Origin of the sequence: uncultured Clostridium sp., assembly GCF_947072515.1 — a bacterium.
Classification (GTDB): Bacteria; Bacillota; Clostridia; order Clostridiales; family Clostridiaceae; genus Clostridium.
In genome coordinates this window covers 20,812-40,909 of record NZ_CAMTIG010000032.1, presented here as the reverse complement: position 1 = coordinate 40,909, position 20,098 = coordinate 20,812, and the positions used below count along the sequence as shown (strand labels likewise).

17 protein-coding genes and 1 riboswitch are annotated in these 20,098 nt (G+C 28.8%); all 17 genes read right to left on the bottom strand.

Features of this window, described 5'->3' with window-relative positions:
* Window positions 1-68: 68 nt before the first annotated feature.
* The 17 genes from cbiG to Q0W06_RS12225 all read right to left on the bottom strand — a co-directional run bounded on the left by cbiG (window position 69) and on the right by Q0W06_RS12225 (window position 19,999).
* Window positions 69-1,058: a cobalt-precorrin 5A hydrolase gene (gene cbiG, locus Q0W06_RS12305; protein WP_297635901.1), complete on the bottom strand. Its 990-nt coding sequence runs from the start codon at window positions 1,056-1,058 to the stop codon at window positions 69-71.
* Window positions 1,058-1,804, bottom strand: a complete 747-nt coding sequence (gene cobM / locus Q0W06_RS12300; RefSeq protein WP_297635898.1) for a precorrin-4 C(11)-methyltransferase — start codon at window positions 1,802-1,804, stop codon at window positions 1,058-1,060. The genes cbiG and cobM overlap by 1 nt, the downstream gene beginning before the upstream one ends.
* 6 nt (window positions 1,805-1,810) lie before the next feature.
* On the bottom strand, window positions 1,811-2,476 hold the full coding sequence (locus Q0W06_RS12295; protein WP_297635895.1) for a cobalt-factor II C(20)-methyltransferase: 666 nt from the start codon (window positions 2,474-2,476) through the stop codon (window positions 1,811-1,813).
* A gap of 4 nt (window positions 2,477-2,480) precedes the next feature.
* Window positions 2,481-3,056 (bottom strand): precorrin-6Y C5,15-methyltransferase (decarboxylating) subunit CbiT, encoded by a 576-nt coding sequence (gene cbiT, locus Q0W06_RS12290; RefSeq protein ID WP_297635892.1) that lies wholly within the window; start codon window positions 3,054-3,056, stop codon window positions 2,481-2,483.
* A gap of 127 nt (window positions 3,057-3,183) precedes the next feature.
* Window positions 3,184-3,786: a precorrin-6y C5,15-methyltransferase (decarboxylating) subunit CbiE gene (cbiE, locus tag Q0W06_RS12285; protein ID WP_297635889.1), complete on the bottom strand. Its 603-nt coding sequence runs from the start codon at window positions 3,784-3,786 to the stop codon at window positions 3,184-3,186.
* A 101-nt stretch (window positions 3,787-3,887) separates the two neighbouring features.
* Window positions 3,888-4,985 carry a cobalt-precorrin-5B (C(1))-methyltransferase CbiD gene (gene cbiD, locus Q0W06_RS12280; protein WP_297635886.1) on the bottom strand — a complete coding sequence of 366 codons (1,098 nt, stop codon included), beginning with the start codon at window positions 4,983-4,985 and terminating at the stop codon, window positions 3,888-3,890.
* A gap of 1 nt (window position 4,986) precedes the next feature.
* Window positions 4,987-5,610, bottom strand: coding sequence for a precorrin-8X methylmutase (locus Q0W06_RS12275; RefSeq protein WP_297635883.1), 624 nt, complete (start codon window positions 5,608-5,610; stop codon window positions 4,987-4,989).
* 4 nt (window positions 5,611-5,614) lie between these two features.
* Window positions 5,615-7,015 carry a cobyrinate a,c-diamide synthase gene (locus Q0W06_RS12270; protein ID WP_297635880.1) on the bottom strand — a complete coding sequence of 467 codons (1,401 nt, stop codon included), beginning with the start codon at window positions 7,013-7,015 and terminating at the stop codon, window positions 5,615-5,617.
* The gene (locus Q0W06_RS12265) at window positions 6,990-7,847 is read right to left on the bottom strand and encodes a sirohydrochlorin cobaltochelatase (protein ID WP_297635877.1); all 858 of its coding nucleotides are present in this window, start codon (window positions 7,845-7,847) and stop codon (window positions 6,990-6,992) included. Before Q0W06_RS12265 ends, Q0W06_RS12270 begins: the two co-directional genes overlap by 26 nt.
* Before the next feature lie 210 nt (window positions 7,848-8,057).
* Window positions 8,058-8,263: riboswitch (cobalamin riboswitch) on the bottom strand.
* A gap of 130 nt (window positions 8,264-8,393) precedes the next feature.
* On the bottom strand, window positions 8,394-9,392 hold the full coding sequence (locus Q0W06_RS12260) for a GH25 family lysozyme (protein ID WP_297635875.1): 999 nt from the start codon (window positions 9,390-9,392) through the stop codon (window positions 8,394-8,396).
* A 259-nt stretch (window positions 9,393-9,651) separates the two neighbouring features.
* On the bottom strand, window positions 9,652-10,887 hold the full coding sequence (locus tag Q0W06_RS12255) for a glucose-1-phosphate adenylyltransferase (protein ID WP_297635873.1): 1,236 nt from the start codon (window positions 10,885-10,887) through the stop codon (window positions 9,652-9,654).
* Between the two features lie 67 nt (window positions 10,888-10,954).
* Window positions 10,955-12,385 (bottom strand): glycogen synthase GlgA, encoded by a 1,431-nt coding sequence (gene glgA, locus Q0W06_RS12250; protein WP_297635907.1) that lies wholly within the window; start codon window positions 12,383-12,385, stop codon window positions 10,955-10,957.
* On the bottom strand, window positions 12,385-14,274 hold the full coding sequence (glgB, locus tag Q0W06_RS12245; protein ID WP_297635870.1) for a 1,4-alpha-glucan branching protein GlgB: 1,890 nt from the start codon (window positions 14,272-14,274) through the stop codon (window positions 12,385-12,387). Before glgB ends, glgA begins: the two co-directional genes overlap by 1 nt.
* Window positions 14,275-14,435: 161 nt before the next feature.
* On the bottom strand, window positions 14,436-15,629 hold the full coding sequence (locus Q0W06_RS12240; protein ID WP_297635867.1) for an acetate kinase: 1,194 nt from the start codon (window positions 15,627-15,629) through the stop codon (window positions 14,436-14,438).
* Window positions 15,630-15,973: 344 nt separating this feature from the next.
* Window positions 15,974-16,720 (bottom strand): hypothetical protein, encoded by a 747-nt coding sequence (locus Q0W06_RS12235; protein WP_297635864.1) that lies wholly within the window; start codon window positions 16,718-16,720, stop codon window positions 15,974-15,976.
* Between the two features lie 622 nt (window positions 16,721-17,342).
* Window positions 17,343-18,539 carry a sodium/glutamate symporter gene (gltS, locus tag Q0W06_RS12230; protein ID WP_297635862.1) on the bottom strand — a complete coding sequence of 399 codons (1,197 nt, stop codon included), beginning with the start codon at window positions 18,537-18,539 and terminating at the stop codon, window positions 17,343-17,345.
* A gap of 161 nt (window positions 18,540-18,700) precedes the next feature.
* Window positions 18,701-19,999, bottom strand: a complete 1,299-nt coding sequence (locus Q0W06_RS12225; RefSeq protein WP_297635860.1) for an Nramp family divalent metal transporter — start codon at window positions 19,997-19,999, stop codon at window positions 18,701-18,703.
* Window positions 20,000-20,098: the final 99 nt, after the last annotated feature.

The following is a 20,098-nucleotide window of genomic DNA, read 5'->3' as shown; positions in this document are numbered from 1 at the left end:
TATATCATTATTTTCACTGTTTTAAATGACTACTTTTAGTATACAAGTTTCCTCTTCACTTTTCTCTTTTACTTCTTAATTAACTCTTCTTCCTTCTTAATTCCTATAGTCAAAGTTATTCCATTAACCTTTTCTACTTCTCTTATAATCTTTCCATTTAAAAGATCAATAACAGGACTGCTTACACATCTTACTCCTGTAATTTTTTCTACAAAATCACTACCTTCATATTTATTGTGGTAAAGACTTATTTCTTCTTTTGTGAAAAATTTAAGTTCTGCATTAAGAGTTTCTCCTAAATTTAAAATAGCTTTTTCACCTTTTTTTAAATCTATTGAACCTATAGTTTCTACACTTAATGGATTTATATTTAAGCTTTCTAATCTATCTAAGACTATTTTTTCTAGCTTTTCTGGTTCTGTATCTCGTCTGCAACCTATACCTAGTATAATGTTTTTTCTTATAAGACATAAAACATCATCTCTATTTATATCTCTATTAGTTACAGCTAGTGTCCAAGGTTTTATTTCTTTAGTTTCTATATAGCCTTTAGGAAGATTTATCTTTTCTTTTTTATCATAAAAATAAACTTCTTCCTCATTTACAAGACGGCTTGCAAATACTTTAGCCTTTTTTAATGAGTCTATAGTCAAATTATTTTCTAAAGCTATTATGTCTGGTGCATCTTTGCCCATATTATCTGTAGCTGTAGTTATAACCGGTGTATTATTTAAGAATTTAGCAATTTTAGATGTTAAATAATTTCCGCCTCCTAGGTGTCCTGAAAGAAGGCTTATTGTAAAGGTATTACAAACATCTACTACAATTACACAAGGATCTTTATCTTTGCTTTCCATAAGACCATTTATAGCTCTAACTGCAATTCCTGTAGACGAGACAAAAACTATTCTTTCATAATTTTTAAAAGCTTTTTTTGCCTCTTCTCCAAGTTTAAAACTTTCCATTTCTGATTTTAAAACTAAATCTCCATTAAATTCTTTAGCTAAAGATTTTGCTATACTATCACCCTTTTTAGTTACACTTATAATACAAAGCATTACTCTATTCCTTTTCTAAACATATGAGTAAATTTCTTATCATATAGAAGACTTTTTTCATATTCACAGTCTATAAAGTCTCCAACTAAAATTTGAGCACATTTAGTTATTCCACAAGCTTTAACTTTTTCACTTATATCATCTAATGTTCCAATTAGTATTCTCTCATCTTCCCAAGTTGCTCTTTCTACAACTGCTATAGGAACATTTCTTCCATATCCACGTCTAAGCTTTTCTACAACTTTATCTATCATACTTATAGATAAGAATAATGCCATTGAAGCTCCAATACTTGCAAGTCTTTCTAAATCTTCAGTTTCTGGTACTGGCGTTCTTCCTTCAACTCTTGTTAAAATAACTGTTTGAGTTACTGATGGAAGAGTAAATTCTTTTTTTATAGTTGATGCTGCTGCTACAAAAGAACTAACTCCTGGTACTACTTCATAAGAAATTTCAAGTTTATCTAGTTCATCCATTTGCTCTTTTATAGCACCATATATTGATGGATCTCCTGTATGAAGCCTTACAATAATTTTATCTCTGTTTTTCTCCATAACATCTATAACTTCTTCTAAAGTCATTTTTGCTGAATTATAAATTTCTGCTTCATCTTTGCAAAAATCCATATGTTCTTTCGCTACTAATGAACCTGCATATATAACAATATCTGCTTTAGAAATTATATCTCTTCCTTTAACAGTAATTAAATCTACATCTCCTGGACCTGCTCCTATAAAATAAACCATTTTAATCTACTCCTTACTAGCTAAAATTAATGACATATAGTCTCTACATTTTAGTATTTCCTCTTTATCTTCTAAAATAAGCTGACCTTCACGTCCTGCACGACTTACATAAACATAATTAAATCCTTTTTCTTCTAAAAGATTTAAGACTTCTTCTTCACGCTTGTACACTTTCATTATAACTACGTATTTTTCATCAGTTATTTCATGTACCTTAGTAGCTGGCATTACAGTTAATCTATTATCTCCAACAACTAAAGTTCTTCCTACAATACTAGCTGATGCACAAAAAGAAGTTATTCCTGGTACTGTTTCTACAGTAAAATTTTTTTCTTCCATTTGCTTTAAAAGATGAATATATGTGCTATATACAAAAGGATCTCCTATTGTTAAAAAGCTTACATTCTTTCCTTCTCTAAGCTTTTCTTCAACTAAATCATAGGCTTCCTTTACTTTCACTTCTTTGTTTTTTCCACCCATAGGAAAATGTTTTATAAAAACTTCTGTTCCTTCTTTTATATACTCTTTAACTGTATTTAAAGCTATACTTTCTCCACCTTCAGTTCCTGTTGGTGCAACTATAACCTGACTATTTTCTATAGCACGAACTCCTTTTACAGTAATAAGTTCGCTATCTCCAGGTCCTACACCTATTCCATATAATTTTGCCATAATCCTATTCTCCTTTAACGCATTTAACTATATAAATTGGATTTAATCCAATCATCATATAGCTTTGTCCTCTATTTTTACTTATATTTACTAAAGATACATCTATTTTATATCCTAAAGATTTTACCTTCTCCATTGCTATATAGGAGTTATTTAATGTTATAAAATTCATAACAAGAGTTCCTGAAGGTTTTAAAATATTATGGCATCTTTCAATGATTCCTTCTAAGTCTCCACCAGAACCTCCTATAAAAATAGAATCGAAAGTATTCTCTTCATTTTTATATCTATCTAAAATTTCTATAGCTTCTCCTTTATCTAAAACTATATTTTTGCAATTAAACTTTTCTATATTTTTTTCTGTAGTTTCTATTGCAGGTAAATCTCTCTCAATAGAATATACAGTTCCTTTGTTTGCTATAAGAGCAGCTTGAACAGTTATAGTTCCAGTTCCTGCTCCAACATCTAAAACCTTTGAGTCTTCTCTAAGGTCCATTTTCCATATAGCTAAAGCTCTTATATCCTCTTTAGTCATAGGACAATCTCCTCTTAGAAATTCATTATCCTTTATTAAAATCATATTTTTTTCCTTTCATAGCTTAATTTATTGGGTAGCTCAGGGCATATTCACCCCACGGGCACAGATTCAAGCATTCTTCGAACGTTTGGACTTGTCAGAGGTGAACAAGCCCTTTACCTCTTCTCTCTTACTTCTTCTCTATTAACTCAATCATAAGAATACTCATATCACTAAACTCTTTATCTATAAAATCTTGTGGTTTCCCAAAGACTAATTTTTCATTTTCATAAGAAAGATTCTCTCCGATATAGATATTACATTCTAAATCTAAAAGACTTTCACATAACTTGTTTGGTGTGTTCTTCTTGTCACAAAGCCAAATACTTAGTTTATTTTCCTTTATTTTGTCTATAAAAGAATCTTCTCTTGCATGCATACTTCCTGTATAAGCAAAGCTCCAAGGTTTGTTTAATTTACTTGTCATATACTGAAAAGCACTAAGTCCTGGAATAACTTCCACTTCTTTTGTTGTCTTTTTATTTATATAAGAAGATACTCCAAAAAATGTAGGATCACCTGACGCAACTACTGCAATATCTCCATTAAATTCTTCTACTCTCTTTATTATTTCTAAAAGACTTTCTATTTTTTCTTTTTTATTATCTATAAAATCCACTGCATCTATAGCCCTAGAAAAACCTATAATCTTGTCTACTTTTTCTAAAGTTTTTATAGCTTTTCCTAATATATAGTCCCTATGCCCTGGACCTATTCCAACAACATAAATCATACTTTTCTTTCCTTTTCGATAAACTTATTTTTATATTGAAATTATATCTTTTAATTAGCATTTTATTTTAATTACTTTTAAGTAATTTTATTTTTCTATATCTAATTATCCACTAAATCTAAAGAATTATATAAAATGTTATACGCTGAATATCCACTATACATTACTGCATGACATTTCACTTCATCATATATATAAATAGTCATTCTCTTTTTAATTTTTTCACCTATATTAAAATATAATTCTTCAAAACCTTCTCCTAAAAGTTTTACAGCACCTTCACTTGTTTTTTCTTCCATTACTTTAGATACAAAATTTTTATCATAACCTAAAAGAAATAATTCAAGAGCTATAACTTCGAGTCTTACATCTGCTACACGACTATGGGTATTAAAACATCCATAAGCTACTTTACTAAGTTTTCCTATATGTCCAACTAAAATTATCTCTGAAACTTCCATAGCTTTTGCTTTTTCTAAAGAAAAGCCCACAAAATTTGAAATAATAACAATTTCCTCTTCTTTAAATCCTAAATCTATAGCACACTTTTCACCTATATTTCCAAAGGTTAAAACTATTCTTTTATTCTTTTTTGCTTTTTGTTTTATTTCTATATTAATAGATTCCTTTATTGCATCTTCAGACATTGGAACTACTATACCTGTTGTTCCAAGTATTGATATTCCACCTTCTATTCCTAGCCTTGGATTAAAAGTTTTTTTAGCTATTTCACGTCCTTCTGGTACAGATATCTTTATAGAAATTCCTTTATCTTTTGGTAAGACTTCTAGAACTTCCTTCTGTATCATCTTTCTTGGAACAGGATTTATAGCATATTCTCCTTTTCCTATAGATAATCCATCTCTAGTTACAAACCCAACTCCTTCTCCACCGGTTAAAAAGTATCCTCTCTCTTCTTTTTTTGCAGTAGAAAAAATAGCTATTCCATCTGTAGCATCTATGTCATCTCCTCCATCCTTTAAGATAGATACAGACACATAATCATGGCCTCTTTCTATAGAATTTATCTTAAGATTTAATCTAATTCCTTTTGGTGTATCTATTTCTATAAACTCTAAATCTATATCAGGATTAAAAAGCATAAATGTAGCAGCTTTTGAAGCTCCTGCTGCTGTTGAACCAGTAGTATACCCACATCTTAATTTTTTCCCATCAGCTTCAATATATAAATCTAACATTTTATCTATCTACGCACATATACATTAGAGCATTTACAATAGCTGCTGCCACTGTGCTTCCACCTTTTCTTCCATTTATAGTTATATAAGGTATATTTAATTCTTCTAAATTTTCCTTACTTTCTGCTGCTCCTACAAATCCTACTGGAACTCCAATTATAAGTTTTGGATTAGCTTTTCCTTCTTTTATAAGTTCTTTAAGTTTAAAAAGAGCTGTTGGTGCATTACCAAAAACAAAAATATCTACATCTTCCTTTGCTGCCATCTCAACAGCTGCCATAGAACGAGTTATTTCTCTCTCCTTAGCTTCCTTATGAACTCTATCTTCATTTACATAGCAAATTACATTACTATCTAACTTTTTAAGAGCCATTTTATTAATACCAGAAAGAGCCATATTAGTATCAGTATAGATTTTAGCTCCTCTTTTTAAAGCTTCTTTTCCCGCTTCAATAGCTTTAGGACTTATATCAACCAAAGTCTTATACTCAAAATCAGCAGTTGTATGAATAACTCTCTTTACAATCTTTAATTCCTCTTCTGAAAAATTATGTTCTCCCATTTCCTCTCCAATAATTTGGAAACTTCTATTTTCAATATCCATTGGATTTTTTATATAACTCATTTTTTTACCTCTTCTCTAATCTTAAAATATATTTTAAAAACTCCATATTACTAAAGAAATGAATATGTGGATACCCAGCTAAAGTATTCTTTTTTTCATATCCACATTTCCAAGTTTTCAATGTTCCTGTATAATTTTCTTTACTTATATTAAATACAGGTTCTTCATGCGTTTCAGTTTTTGATTTATGAAACTCATGACACTTTATCTTCATATCATTAAAATCTATTTCTGCATAACCAAAATTATTTAATTTTTCTGTCATATATGATTTTCCATTAAAGAATCCAACCATTTCAAAATCTTCTATTTCCTCAGTTAAATACATAAGACCACCACATTCTCCATAGCAAGGAAGTCCCTTCTCTAACTCTTTTTTTATAGAATTTAACATAGTTTTATTTTTTGATAATTCTTCTTTAAAAACTTCAGGATAACCTCCACCTATATAAAGAAAATCTAAATCTTTTGGAATGCTTTTATCTTTTAATGGACTAAAGTAAGTTACTTTACCTAAAGCTTCTAAACACTCTAAGTTTTCTTTATAGTAAAAATTAAATGCTTTATCTAAAGCTACACCTATTTTAAGTCCCAAGTTTGGAACTTCAAAGCTCTCATTTTTTTCTTTCCATTTAATATCTTTAAATGCTTTATTGTAATCTTCTTTTTCATTTAACTCTTTAAAATTTTTAAATGCATTATTATCTATTTCATTTGACTCTTCTTTTAAATCAACTTCTTCAAACGCTTCTATTAAACTATTCATATCTATATTTTCTTCTATAAGCTTTGCACAAAGCTCTATTTTCTCATCTAAATCTAAAACCTCAACACTTTGAACTAATCCTAAATGTCTAGATTTTAAACTTAAATCTTCTGTAGATGGAATAAATCCAAAAACTTTTATATTTAAATTTTCTTCAACTAATTTTTTCAATAAAATATAATACATTTTATTTACATTATTTAAAACTATACCTTTAATATTTGCATTTCTAAACTCTATTAAACCTTTAAGTTCTGCACAAAAAGTTAAGCTTTGTGCCTTTGGTGAAAGAACTAAAATAATTGGAGCATTATTTAAAGCCTTTGATGTACTATAGGTAGAAAAATCATCACTTATCCCTTTTCCATCATAAAGTCCCATAACACCTTCAACTACAGCAAAATCTCCTTTACCTCTGTTAAAAGCTTCTTTAAATCCCTCTTCTCCCATTAAAAATAGATCTAAATTTCTTGAATCTTTTCCTGTAACTCTTTTATGAAATGCCGGATCTATATAATCAGGTCCTGATTTAAACCCTTGAACATCATATCCTCTATTTTTAAGGGCCTTCATAAGACCAATTGTAAAAGTAGTTTTTCCTCCACCACTTTTATTAGATGACAAGACTAAAATTTTCATTTTGCTTCCCTTTCTTTGTTTCTCCAACACCTTTAAACGTATCATTTATAGTATTATGAACTCTATTTACATAAAGCTTTCTAAAATCTTCAATCTCTCCAAGTCCTTTTAAGAAAAGATTTACCTTTATTCCTTCACTTTCTAATATAGTTTTCCATGAATCTTCTTCATCTGATGCCATATCATTTAAAACATGATCTCCACATACAACCATTAAAGGTAATAATAAAACTTCATTTATATTTCTTCTCTTCAATCTTTTTATCACACTATCTAAAGTAGGATGTCCTTCAACAGTTCCAACAAAAGCATTATCATATCCTTCTTCTTCTAAAACTACTTGAAGGCAGCTATAAGCTGAACTTGCAGGATGAGATGTTCCATGTCCAAAGAAAACTACATTTTCATGGCTATCTAAAATATCTTTTATAGATTCTATAAATAAAGAATAATCAAAATCTACATCTTCTATTCCTTGATAATAAAGTATTGGTCTTCCAACTTTTAAGCTTTTGAATTTATCTTTAAAGTTTGCTTGTACATTTTTTATATAATCAAATTCTTCACCTGGAATCATGTGAAGAGGTTGCATTATAACTTCTTCATATCCTTCATTATATAAATCCCTTAAAGTTTCTTCTGGTGTATTTACATGAATACCATAAACTTTTTCCATTTTATTTATAATCATATGTGCTGTAAATGCTCTAAAATGATCGTACTCTGGAAACTCTCTCTTTATATCTTCTTCAATTTTTTCTATTGAATTTTTAAGTGCTTCTTGATAACTTGTCCCAAAACTTACAACTATAATTGCCTTTTTTTTCATCATTAAAAACCTCTTTCAAATTTTATTATCTGCCATTTTAGCTACTTACCCTTAAATCTTCTTAGGAGAATTTTTAATCTTAAAGACTCTACCCTTTAAATTCATATAAACATTAAAAAAGCACCCTAAATTAGGGTGCTTTAAAGAATATCTATCAAATTTAAAATTTTCGAAATTTAATAAATTAAAATTCCTTCTCTTCCCTCCGAAGTATGGCTATTTTTTATATTAGGCAGGTCTCCTGACTTATGCTTCATCCTCTGCTCCGTCTTCCCAAAATTTAATTTCAGTGACATATTAGAGCTTCGTCCACAATTACAGTAGCGGGGGCTGTAATGGATTTAAACCATTTTCCCTTTTAATTATATTTATTAATTTTCTTTTTTATTATCATATAAACCTAATATTATATTTAATTTGTATATTTATTATATACTCCATATATTCTAAAGTAAAGAAATCTTCTATTCATATTTAACTATAAATTCAATAGAATCCTCTTCTATTTTCCTAATAAATCCATTAAAGGAGTTATTTTTATTTTCTAGTTTACTTAGCATATAAATCTTTCCAAGTATCTGCTCCAACTGCTCCATTAGCTGATAAATTTTTTGCTATTTGAAAAGCTTTGATTTTACTTTCAGTTACAGCACCAAAACTTCCATCTGCGTTAAATGGCGCTAAAGAATAGCCTTTGCTTATTAATCTTTTTTGTAATACTAATACTAAAGTTCCTTTATCTCCTCTTTTTAAAGTTTTACATGTTTTTAAAGTACTATCTCCAAATAATCCATCAACTGTAAGCTTTGCTCCAAGGCTATTTAATGCTTTTTGTAATTCCATTACTTCATTTCCTGAAATAGAAACCTCCCATAATTTTTTTGTTACTGGTTTTACTACAGGCGTTGGTGTTGGATTCACTACTGGTTTAGATGGAGTTCTATAATCAATTAATATTTTTAATTTAAATTCATTTGCATCACATGGTGAAATAACTCCTGAAACCTTTTCCTTATCTGTATATTGGAAACCTACCCAATTGTCCCAAATTCGATTTGTTCCTGGTATAGTTACACCATAATGAGCTATCCACGACATATATTTCTTTAATCTTGAATCTAATTTTGTATTAGCAAAAGATGTATAAGTGTAAACAACACAATTATATCCACTTAATCTTTTAAATTCATCTAAGAAATCTAAACATCTATCTGTAACAGCTCTTGCTCCTCTGTTTAAGGTATCAGTTTCAATATCTAAAATGGGATATACATGAATTTTTTTGTTCTTTATAATACTCCAAAAAAATTTAGCTTGATCTTTTGGATCTGATTTTTCACTCATAAAATGATACATTCCAATTTTCAAATTAGTTTTTATAGCTTTTCCGTAGTTCATTTCTAAGCTTGGATCTATAAAGCCTGTTCCTTCACTAGCCTTTAATATAACTACATCATATCCACTATTTTCAATTTTATTAAAATCTATATTTCCTTGCCAATTACTTAAATCTACACCTTTCAGATTTTTATTACTTCTGCTATCCATATTTTTAGTCTCCTTTTAATATACGTTGAGTTTATGCTTCTATATATTAAATGTTATTTCTTCTATTTTCGTTACCTAATTTATATTAAATATTAATTTTATTCTTCTTAATTTAAATCTTTAATATTTTTAAATAAAGCTTTTTATAACTTCTTATACACAAAAAAAGAGATTGTATAAAACAATCTCTACATTTAAAATATCTTAAAAAGATATCTTTCTTTATTTAAAATTTTAATATTAATTTTTTAATTTAAATCTATATTAAAACAACTTTTCTCTCTTCTTTTATTTCTTCTTTTTTCTCTTTTTTCTTCATTTTTTCTATTACTACTTTTTCTAAATCTTTATCTGTAGAAACTATTCTCTTAGCACCTACTACTGTTATATTTCCTTCTTCAACAAGTACAGTTCTTTCCTTTACTATTGATCCCGATCCAATTATTGCATTGTGTATAATAGAATATGGTTCTATTACTGCATTTTCAAGAACAACTGAATTCTCAACTATAGCTCCTTTTCCTACTTTAACATTTGAAGATAGGATACTTGTGTCAATACATCCATCAATTTCACATTCATCACCTAGTATACAATTTTTTATTATTGCAGTTCTACCTATTTGACATCTTTCATATTCTGACATATTTGCTGATGAAATTTTCCACTTATCATTTTTATCATTTACGCTAAGCTCACATTCATTACTTAAAAGATCCATGTTTGCTTGCCAAAGACTTTCTACTGTCCCTACATCTCTCCAATATCCTTTAAACTTAAATGCTACCATTTTTCTTCCTGTGTTAAGCATATCTGGAATCACATCTTTTCCAAAATCATGACTTGAAAAATCTAACATTTCGTCTTTTATTAAATATTCTTTTAATGTTTTCCAACTAAATATATATATTCCCATAGATGCAGTATTACTCTTTGGTTCTTTTGGTTTTTCTTCAAAAGAATGAATTGTAGTATCTTCATTAGTATTCATAATACCAAATCTACTTGCTTCTTCTATTGGAACTTCTAAAACAGCTATTGTTGCATCTGCCTCTGTTTTTTTATGATGATCTAACATTTCTGTATAATCCATTTTATAAATATGATCTCCTGAAAGAATTAAAACATATTCTGGATCATATTTATCTATATATTCAATGTTTTGAAATACAGCATTAGCTGTCCCTGTATAACAATTATCTTTATCTTCTTCTGTATATGGTGGTAAAAAGCTTACTCCTGCTTCATCTACCTTTTTTAAATCCCATGCTTCCCCATTTCCAATATGCTTATAAATAGCTTTTGGTTTATATTGTGTTACAACACCTACTGTATCTATTCCTGAATTTACACAGTTGCTTAATGGAAAATCTATAAGTCTATATCTTCCTCCATATGGAACCGCTGGCTTTGCTAATTTTTCTGTTAAATATCCCAGTCTTGTTCCTTGCCCTCCTGCTAATATCATTGCTACTATTTCCTTATTATTTTTCATAAATTAACCCCTCTCTAATACTCTCTTTGTATCTATCAATAATTTTTCTTAATAACCCTATTTTCTATTATCTTATTTCTTTATATATACCCATATATTTTAATGATGAATTACTCCAACTATTATCATTCATCATACATTTTTCAACTAAATTTACCCATTTTTCTTTTTTATTATAAACCCTTAAAGCTTTCCAAATACAATCTCTAAGTTCTAATGAACTATAATTTTGAAAACTAAATCCATTTCCTAATTCTTTATATTTATCATAAGCTTCTATAGTATCTTTTAATCCACCAGTCTCTCTAACTATAGGAACAGCACCATATCTTAATGCAATAAGTTGCCCTAACCCACAAGGCTCAAACTTAGATGGCATTAAAAACATATCTGCAGCTGCATATACTTTATGAGCCATTTCATTATTAAACATAATTAAACTTCTTACTTTGTCTCTATTGTTATTCTCTAGTTCTCTAAAATAATTTTCATATTCTACTTCACCATTTCCTAATAAAATAATTTGTACATTTTGAGACAATAACCAATCCATGCTTTCCTTTACTAAATCTATTCCTTTTTGCCATGATAATCTTGATACTACTGCTATAACTGGAATATCTTTATTGCTTTCAAGCCACAACTCTTTTTGTAGTCCTTCTTTGTTTAACTTTTTCTTATCTATAGTGTTAGCATTATAATTTTCATAAAGAAACTTATCATTTTTCGGATTATATTCTTCATAATCTATTCCATTTAATATCCCTACTAAATCTGATCCTTTTTCACTTAATAATCCTTCCATTCGCTCCCCATACTCTGAAGTTTTAATTTCATTTGCATAGGTATTACTAACAGTTATAACTTTATCTGAATATACAATTCCTCCTTTCATATAACTTATCCCACCATAAAACTCTAATTTTCCATTATAAAATTGCTCTAAATTATATCCAAAACAATCTTCTAAAGTTTCTTTATTAAAGTTTCCTTGGAATAACAAATTATGAATTGTATACGCAAACTTTATTTTTTCATATCCTTCTTTAAATTTATATTCAAGATTATATAAAACTGGTATCATTCCCGTTTGCCAATCATTACAATTAACTACCTCTGGAAACCAATTTATTTCTTTTAATAATTCAAGCGATGCTCTACTAAAAAATGCAAATCTTTCATTATCATCATTATACCCATAAGCTTTTTCTCGTTTAAAATAGTCCTCATTGTCTATAAAATAGAACTTTACCCCATCAAGTTCTAAGGTCTCGATTCCACAATAAACATTTTTATATCCTACATTTATAAATATATATTTTATATGTTGAATTTTTCTTTTCAACTCTTCATCTATAATTGTATATTTAGGTAAAATAACTCTTACATCATTTTCTCCATTTTTAGCAAGCTCCTTACTTAAAGCTCCAACAACATCGCCTAATCCACCAGTTCTTATAAATGGATGAACTTCTGATGCTATAAACAATAACCTCATCATTTTTCCCCTTTCTTCCCCTTAAGTACAATTGCTCCCATCGGTGGAATTGTTACTTCTACAGTAAAATTGCTTTTATGATGCACCTCCTCTTTTACTACAATGTCTCTATCCATAACTTTTCCTGAACCACCATACTCTAATCTATCAGTATTAAATGCCTCTACATAATTAGCATCATTTGGAACTCCTACTTTATAACTTTCGTAATAGTTTGGTGTAAAGTTTAGTATAAATATAAAATTTTCTTCATTTTCACCTTTTCTTACAAAACTATATATACTTTGATCACCATTATCTGCATCTATCCATTGGAATCCATCTACTTCGTGATCCTTCTCCCATAATTCTTTATTATCTAAGTAAAATTTATTTAATTCTGAAACGAACTTCTTTGTTTGTCTATGCATTTCATGATTCTCTAATAAACTCCACTCTAATTCTTCATACTCTCTCCATTCAATAAATTGTGCGAACTCTGAACCCATAAATAATAGCTTCTTTCCTGGATGTCCTATCATATAAGTCATATACGCTCTAAAGCCTGCAAACTTATTGAAATAATCTCCCCACATTTTATTTACTAAAGATTTTTTCCCATGAACTACTTCATCATGAGATATTGGTAAAACAAAATGCTCACTATAGTTATACATCATGGCAAAATTCATATTATTGTGTTTATATTTTCTATAAATAGGATCAGCCTCTACATATTCTAAAGTGTCATTCATCCACCCCATATTCCATTTAAAGTGGAATCCTAATCCACCATCTTCAATTTTATGTGAAATCTTATTAAATGTTGTTGATTCTTCAGCACACAAAATTACATTCTTAAATTTATCTAATAAAATACTATTTAACTCTTTAAAGAAATCGACTCCATAATAGTTAATGTTAGTTCCATCACTATTTGCAAACCATTCACCATGCTTTCTATCATAATCTAAGTAAAGCATGTTAGTTACGGCATCAACTCTTAATCCATCTATATGGAATTCTTTAAGCCAATATATTGCATTTGAAATAAGAAAACTTTTTACTTCAGGTTTTCCTAAGTCAAAATTTAAAGTTCCCCATCCTTTATTTTGAGCTTTCCATCCTTCTTCATATTCATAAGTTGCACATCCATCAAAATAAGCTAGTCCATGTTCATCTTTACAAAAATGTCCTGGAACCCAATCTAGCAATACTCCAATTCCTGCTTTATGCAATTCATTAATAAGCATTTTCAATCCATCTTCATCGCCATACCTACTAGTAGGACTATAATAACCCGTTATTTGATATCCCCATGATTCATCAAGTGGATACTCCATTAAAGGCATTATCTCTACATGTGTATAATTCATTTCTTTTAAATAGCTTGGCAATATTTTTGCTAACTCCTCATATTTAAGGAAGCCACCATTCTCATCTTTCTTCCATGATCCTAAATGAATTTCATAAATATTCATTGGCTTTTTATAAATATTTTCTTTTTTTCTTCTCCACCATTTCCTATCTGTCCACTTATAGCTACTTTTACTTGTAACAATAGATGCAGTATCTGGTCTTAATTCAGATTTTCTTGCATAAGGATCTGCTTTTAAAACAAACTCCCCATCTTGCTTTCTTATGGCAAACTTATATTTAGCACCCTTACTTACTCCTTTAATAAAATTAGAGTAAATTCCTCTATCTGTAATTTTACCTAATAAAAATTCCTCTCTAATTTCCCAATCTGAAAAGTCTCCTACTACATAAACTTCACTAGCTTTCGGTGCCCATACTGTAAATCTTACCCCTCTTTTCTTTTCCTCTACTTTAATATGTGCTCCCATAAACTCATAAGCTAAAATATGATTTCCTTCGTGAAAAAGGTATTTATTGTATTCTGTAATCATTCTATCTCGCTCCTTGTCCCTTTTATAAACAGATTAAATTGTTATGTAAACATCAATCTATCCATATTATAACAAATCGTGTCATTTTTTACCATAAAAATATGAAATAAATATTAAAAAATAAAGTAGCATTTTACTACTTTATTCTCCAAGCTTCTTTTTTATTTTATTAAACCCACTGTTTCCTGTGCGATCATAAGCTCTTCATTTGTTGGAATTACATATAATTTGACATTTGAAGTCTCTTTTGAAATTTCTTTTATTTTTCCACGCACTTTATTTTTTTCCTCATCAATTTCAATTCCTAAAAATTCCAACTCTTTTACACAGGCCTCTCTCGTTTCTGGTGAATTCTCTCCAACACCTGCTGTAAATAAAATTACATCAACACCTCCCATATTAACAATAAATGATCCAATTTCAGCTCTTATTCTATAATGGAAAATATCCAAAGCCAATTGTGCTCTTCTATTCCCACTCTCTGCCGCTTTTTCTATATCTCTAAAATCAGAACTTACTCCTGATATTCCAAGTACTCCTGATTTTTTATTCAATGCATCTGAAACTTCTTCTATTGTATATCCACAATTTTCAACTAAAAATGGAATTATTGATGGATCTATATTTCCAGATCTTGTTCCCATTGGTATTCCTGCAAGCGGAGTAAATCCCATAGTTGTATCTATACATACCCCATTCTTCACTGCTGATATACTTGCCCCATTTCCTAAGTGACAGCTTATTATCTTTAATTCACTTATGTCTCTTCCCATCACATCTGCAACTTTATTTGCTACATACTTATGTGATGTTCCATGAAATCCGTACTTTCTAATTTTATGATCTTCATATAATTTATAATCAATTGCGTAGATATATGCTTTTTCTGGTAGCGTTCCATGAAAAGCTGTATCAAAAACAACTATCATTGGTGTTTTTGGCATAAGATTTTGACATGCCTTTATACCAATAATATTTGCTGGATTGTGTAGTGGTGCTAGTATACTACATTGATTTAAATATTCTAAAACTTCTTCTGTTACTATAACTGATTTTGAATACTTTTCTCCACCATGCACAACTCTATGTCCAACTGCAACTATCTCATCCATACTCTTGATAACGCCTACATTTTCATCTGTTAACGTTTGTAATACAACTTCAACAGCATCTTGATGATTTTTCATCTCTTGCTCTACTATATATTTTTCTCCTAATTCACTTTTTTGAATTAATTTCGCCCCCGTTATTCCAATTCTTTCTACAATACCGCTAATTAAATCCTTTTCATTTCTCATATCAATTAGCTTATACTTTAGTGATGAACTTCCACAATTAATTACAAGTATTTTCATGTTTTATCTTCCTCCATTTTTTACAAACAACTTTTTCTATTTTTCTCCATGGTATAATATTAAAATCTTTTAAATAATATGTCAATAAAAATAGTATTATATTGTGTTTTTATTAATTTTTATAGTGTATTTTAATTTTTATTTCAAAATAATTCAATAATTTCAAATTTTCATTCTATTTTAATTTTATTTCCACTTCTAACTATTCTAAAAACCTCTTTCTACCTGTGTTATATCAAATTGTTACTTTTGTTTTTATTTTTCACATTTGTTAAGTTTTTTTACTTTTTTTTACTTTATTTTTCTTCTATTATGTTTCTTAAACGCATTTCTATTAAAAAAATTTAAAATTTATAAATTCTACTTTTCTCCAAATTATTTAATTTATAATCTAATATAAACCATCCTAAATATTTTTCTATATATTTACTTCCAATCCCTTTAAATCTAATCATCCATCTACGAATTTTCACTAGAACATTATCTTTTTTAAATTTTTCTATTACATTATAATTATATTTTTTATTCTTATTATGTTTTTCACTAACTAAAACCATATATCTATTATAAGTTATGTACAATATAGACATCGGATGTAATATTTCATTTATAGCTTTTTCAACAATTTTTAATCTTGGTGTGCCTACCGATGTAATTTTAGGGTTAGTTCTTTTATTTGTATCAAAAGGAACAATTATCTGTATTTTTTCTCTTCTTTCAGTAACAATTTTTCTTTGACCTTTAAAATTCTCTTTTGTTATATAATCAACTGCCTCAACTAAACCATTTAATAAATTTTTATTATTACTTTTATACAATATATTTAAAATTTTATGCCTCCACAAAAATGCTGTTACTATGCTTATATTCATTTCTTCTGCACATTCTCTTAAAGTTTTATTTTCATACATCAATCTAGAAAATTTTTTTATATTCTCCTTCAACTTTTTAGAGCAATGCATTAACGTTTTAGTTGTTTCAGTAAAAATCTTTCCACATCCCTTACATTTATACCTTTGATTTCCGTTATATTTTCCATATTTTCCATGATCGCTATTGCTGCAATATGGACAATTAACTATATCTTTCATAATATTCACCTCATACAAATTATTGACGTCTTTTCTCTTTTATAAACAACATCCTTCTAATATATTAAAATAAATATCAATCATAATTTTTCTCCTCAAAATTGCTCTCTCAGTCTGCTCATCCATCTCTTAACTTCCTCTTTTAAAATACTTATTAACATTTTAATTTAACAGTATTTTTGGGTTAGCCAAGTCTTTATCAACATTTTAATTTAACAGATTCTTATAAAAAATTTATATTTTCAAGCTCAGATTTTCAACATTTTTATATAACAGAGTCCTATACTTTCATTCTTATTAATCTTCTTATCCTCATTCTTATTAAACTCCTCTATTTTCAATCTTATTAAATGACTTCTATAATAACAATTTTTATATAACTCCTGTTCCTCTCCCTTCCTACTGCTACACTACATATCCCCTGAGCAATTTTTTCTCCATAGCAACACTTCATACTTTTCTTATAAAATTTCTTTATATTTTAACTGAAACACATTTATCTAGTTATTATTTTCCATCTTAATTAAATATCATTTAATCGTCTATCCTAATAATTGTTTATTAGATAAGTAATCAAAAAAAGCTAGTAAAATCAAATTTTACTAGCTTAATATTTTATATTCTATTTAAAAAAGTTTACAAATATAGTTATTATTCCTGAATTCACAAAATCTATAAATAAGCATCCTACTATGGGCACTACAATATATGGTGTATTAGCAAATCCATATTTATTAGTAAGAGCATCCATATTCGCAACAGCATTTGGTGTTGCGCCCATTCCAAATCCACACATTCCTGATGCAAAAACCGCTGCCTCATAATCTTTTCCCATAACTTTAAATGTTAAGACATAAGCAAATAATCCCATTAAAAGTGTTTGTCCAATTAACATGATTAACATTGGTAATGCTAAATCAAATAATTCCCATAATTTTAATGCCATTAATGCCATTGCTAAAAAGAAAGAAAGACTTATACTTCCTAATACCTCTATTTCTTTTTCTACTAGTTTCACTTTTTTAAAGTCACAAATATTTCTAATTATTGCGGCTGCCATCATAGCGCCAATATATGATGGAAATGTTAATCCTATTTTTTGAATTACCAAAGAAATACATGAACCTATCCCCATAGCTATAAATATCCATGAAACGCCTTGCATAAGTCTACTTTGACAAAGAATTGCTTTATCATCTTCATGAAAATCACTTAATGGAATTCCTTTATCTGTTGCCTCTTTCGGTGTCTTTATCATTCTTCTTTCTATTAATAATTTAGCTACAACACCTCCTAAGAAACTACCTGCTATAAGTCCAAACGTTGCTGCTGCAAAAGAAACTGATGTTGCGCCTTTAATTCCCATACTTTCAAATAAGGGACCAAACGAACCTGCTGTTCCATGTCCACCAATCATTGGAATAGATGCTGTAGATAACCCTAACAACGGATGTAATCCAAATACTTTTGCAAGAACAACGCCTAATATATCTTGACAAATAACTAACGCTACTGCTAGTCCTAAAAATATCCCTACCTTTATACCACCTTTTTTTAAGACTTTTACACTAGCTGTAAATCCTACCGTTGTAAAGAATGCAGTCATAAAAATTGATTGTAAAGTAGTGTCTAATTCAATGGTTGCAATATTTGTTATTTTTAATATAAGGACTAAAATTGAAAAAATCAATCCTCCTATTACTGGAGCTGGTACACAATATTTATTTAAAAACTTTATCTTAGCTCTAAGAATTTTTCCTAAATAAAACATACATGTTGCTATTGCCATTGTTTGAAAAATATCTAATTTGATATGCATTAAAAAACTCCTTCCTCTTATATATTCATATGTTATTTTTTTATTTTACATTATTTTATTTTTAATTACAAATTTCTACATTATTTCTAATCTTCTTCATATTAACAAAAAAAGTCTAGAGATTTATAATCTCTAAACTTTTTTTACTTTAAAACACATTTTTATATTAAACTCACTAAATATCTAAAGAATTCTGAAATTTGTGGTGTTAAAACTATTGTCGCTACACCTAATCCACAAACAACTACATATATAAATATAAGTACAATCTTTTCCCATTTTTTTAATGCATGTTCTTTAGGCAATGCTTTCCATCCAAGAGCTAATAAAAGTCCTAATACTAAAGGTAGTAATAATGTATTTAAAACTTCAACTCCTAATGTTAATGGCACTAAAGGAACTCCTGATAAAACTACTATTCCACCTACTATCATTGCTCCACAATAAATTGCATAAAATACAGGTGCTTCTCTCCATGTATTATCTAAACTACATGGTGTATCAAATAGTTCTCCAAATCCCCATGATGCTGCAAGCGATACTACAATTGCTGCAATTAATGCTGCTCCTGAAATTCCAATTGCAAATATTACTTTTCCTCCAACATTTCCTAAGAACGGTGTTAATGCTTCACTAATTTCTTGTATTGAATTTAATGATGCATTTGGATTGTGCTTTCCTATAGTTGCTGCAACAGCTATTATAACTACTACAACCACTAATTGAGTTACTACAGATCCAACTGCTGTATCTATCTTACTATACTTCATATCTTCTTCAGTAAGCTTTTTATCAACTACTGCTCCTTGTTGATAGAAAACCATCCATGGCATTATAACAGCACCAACATTTGCTGCAATTAATAACCAATACGCTCCATTATTAAGTGGCTGTGGTCCAACTAAACTCATCATTACTTGATGATAATCAGGATGAGCAACTATCATAGCTGGTATAAAAACTAATTCAAAAAGTCCAACAACAATTGCTACTCTTTCAACAGTTTTATATTTTCCAGTTGCACTTAGTAAAATTAAACATACAATTACTAATGGAACCATTATCCATTTAGATACACCAAATAAAAGTCCAACTCCCATCATTCCTGAGAATTCTGTTATAAGTGCTCCTACTGTTGAAACAAATAAAGCAACAACGGCAATCCAAGCCCAAGCTTTCCCCATATGTTCCTTTATTAATTCCCCATGCCCTTTACCAGTTGTTATTCCAAGTCTTGTAGTTAACTCTTGCACAAAATAAAGCATTGGTACTAATATTAAATTTAAAAGGATAAGTTTATATCCCCATTGTGCTCCTGATTGAGCTGCTGTTATTATTGATCCTGCGTCTGTATCTGCAAGCATTACTGTTATTCCAGGTCCCATGGCTGCTAAAAGCATCCAAAAACTTCTTTTTCTTCTTTTTCCCTGGAATTCATCATCCATCTTTAGTGTCTTCATTTGTGTTTCTCCTATTCTTTAAATACTTGATTTAAAATTCCTTTTGATAATTATTATCACTTGCTTATACTAGCACTAATTGATATTTAGTGTCAATTG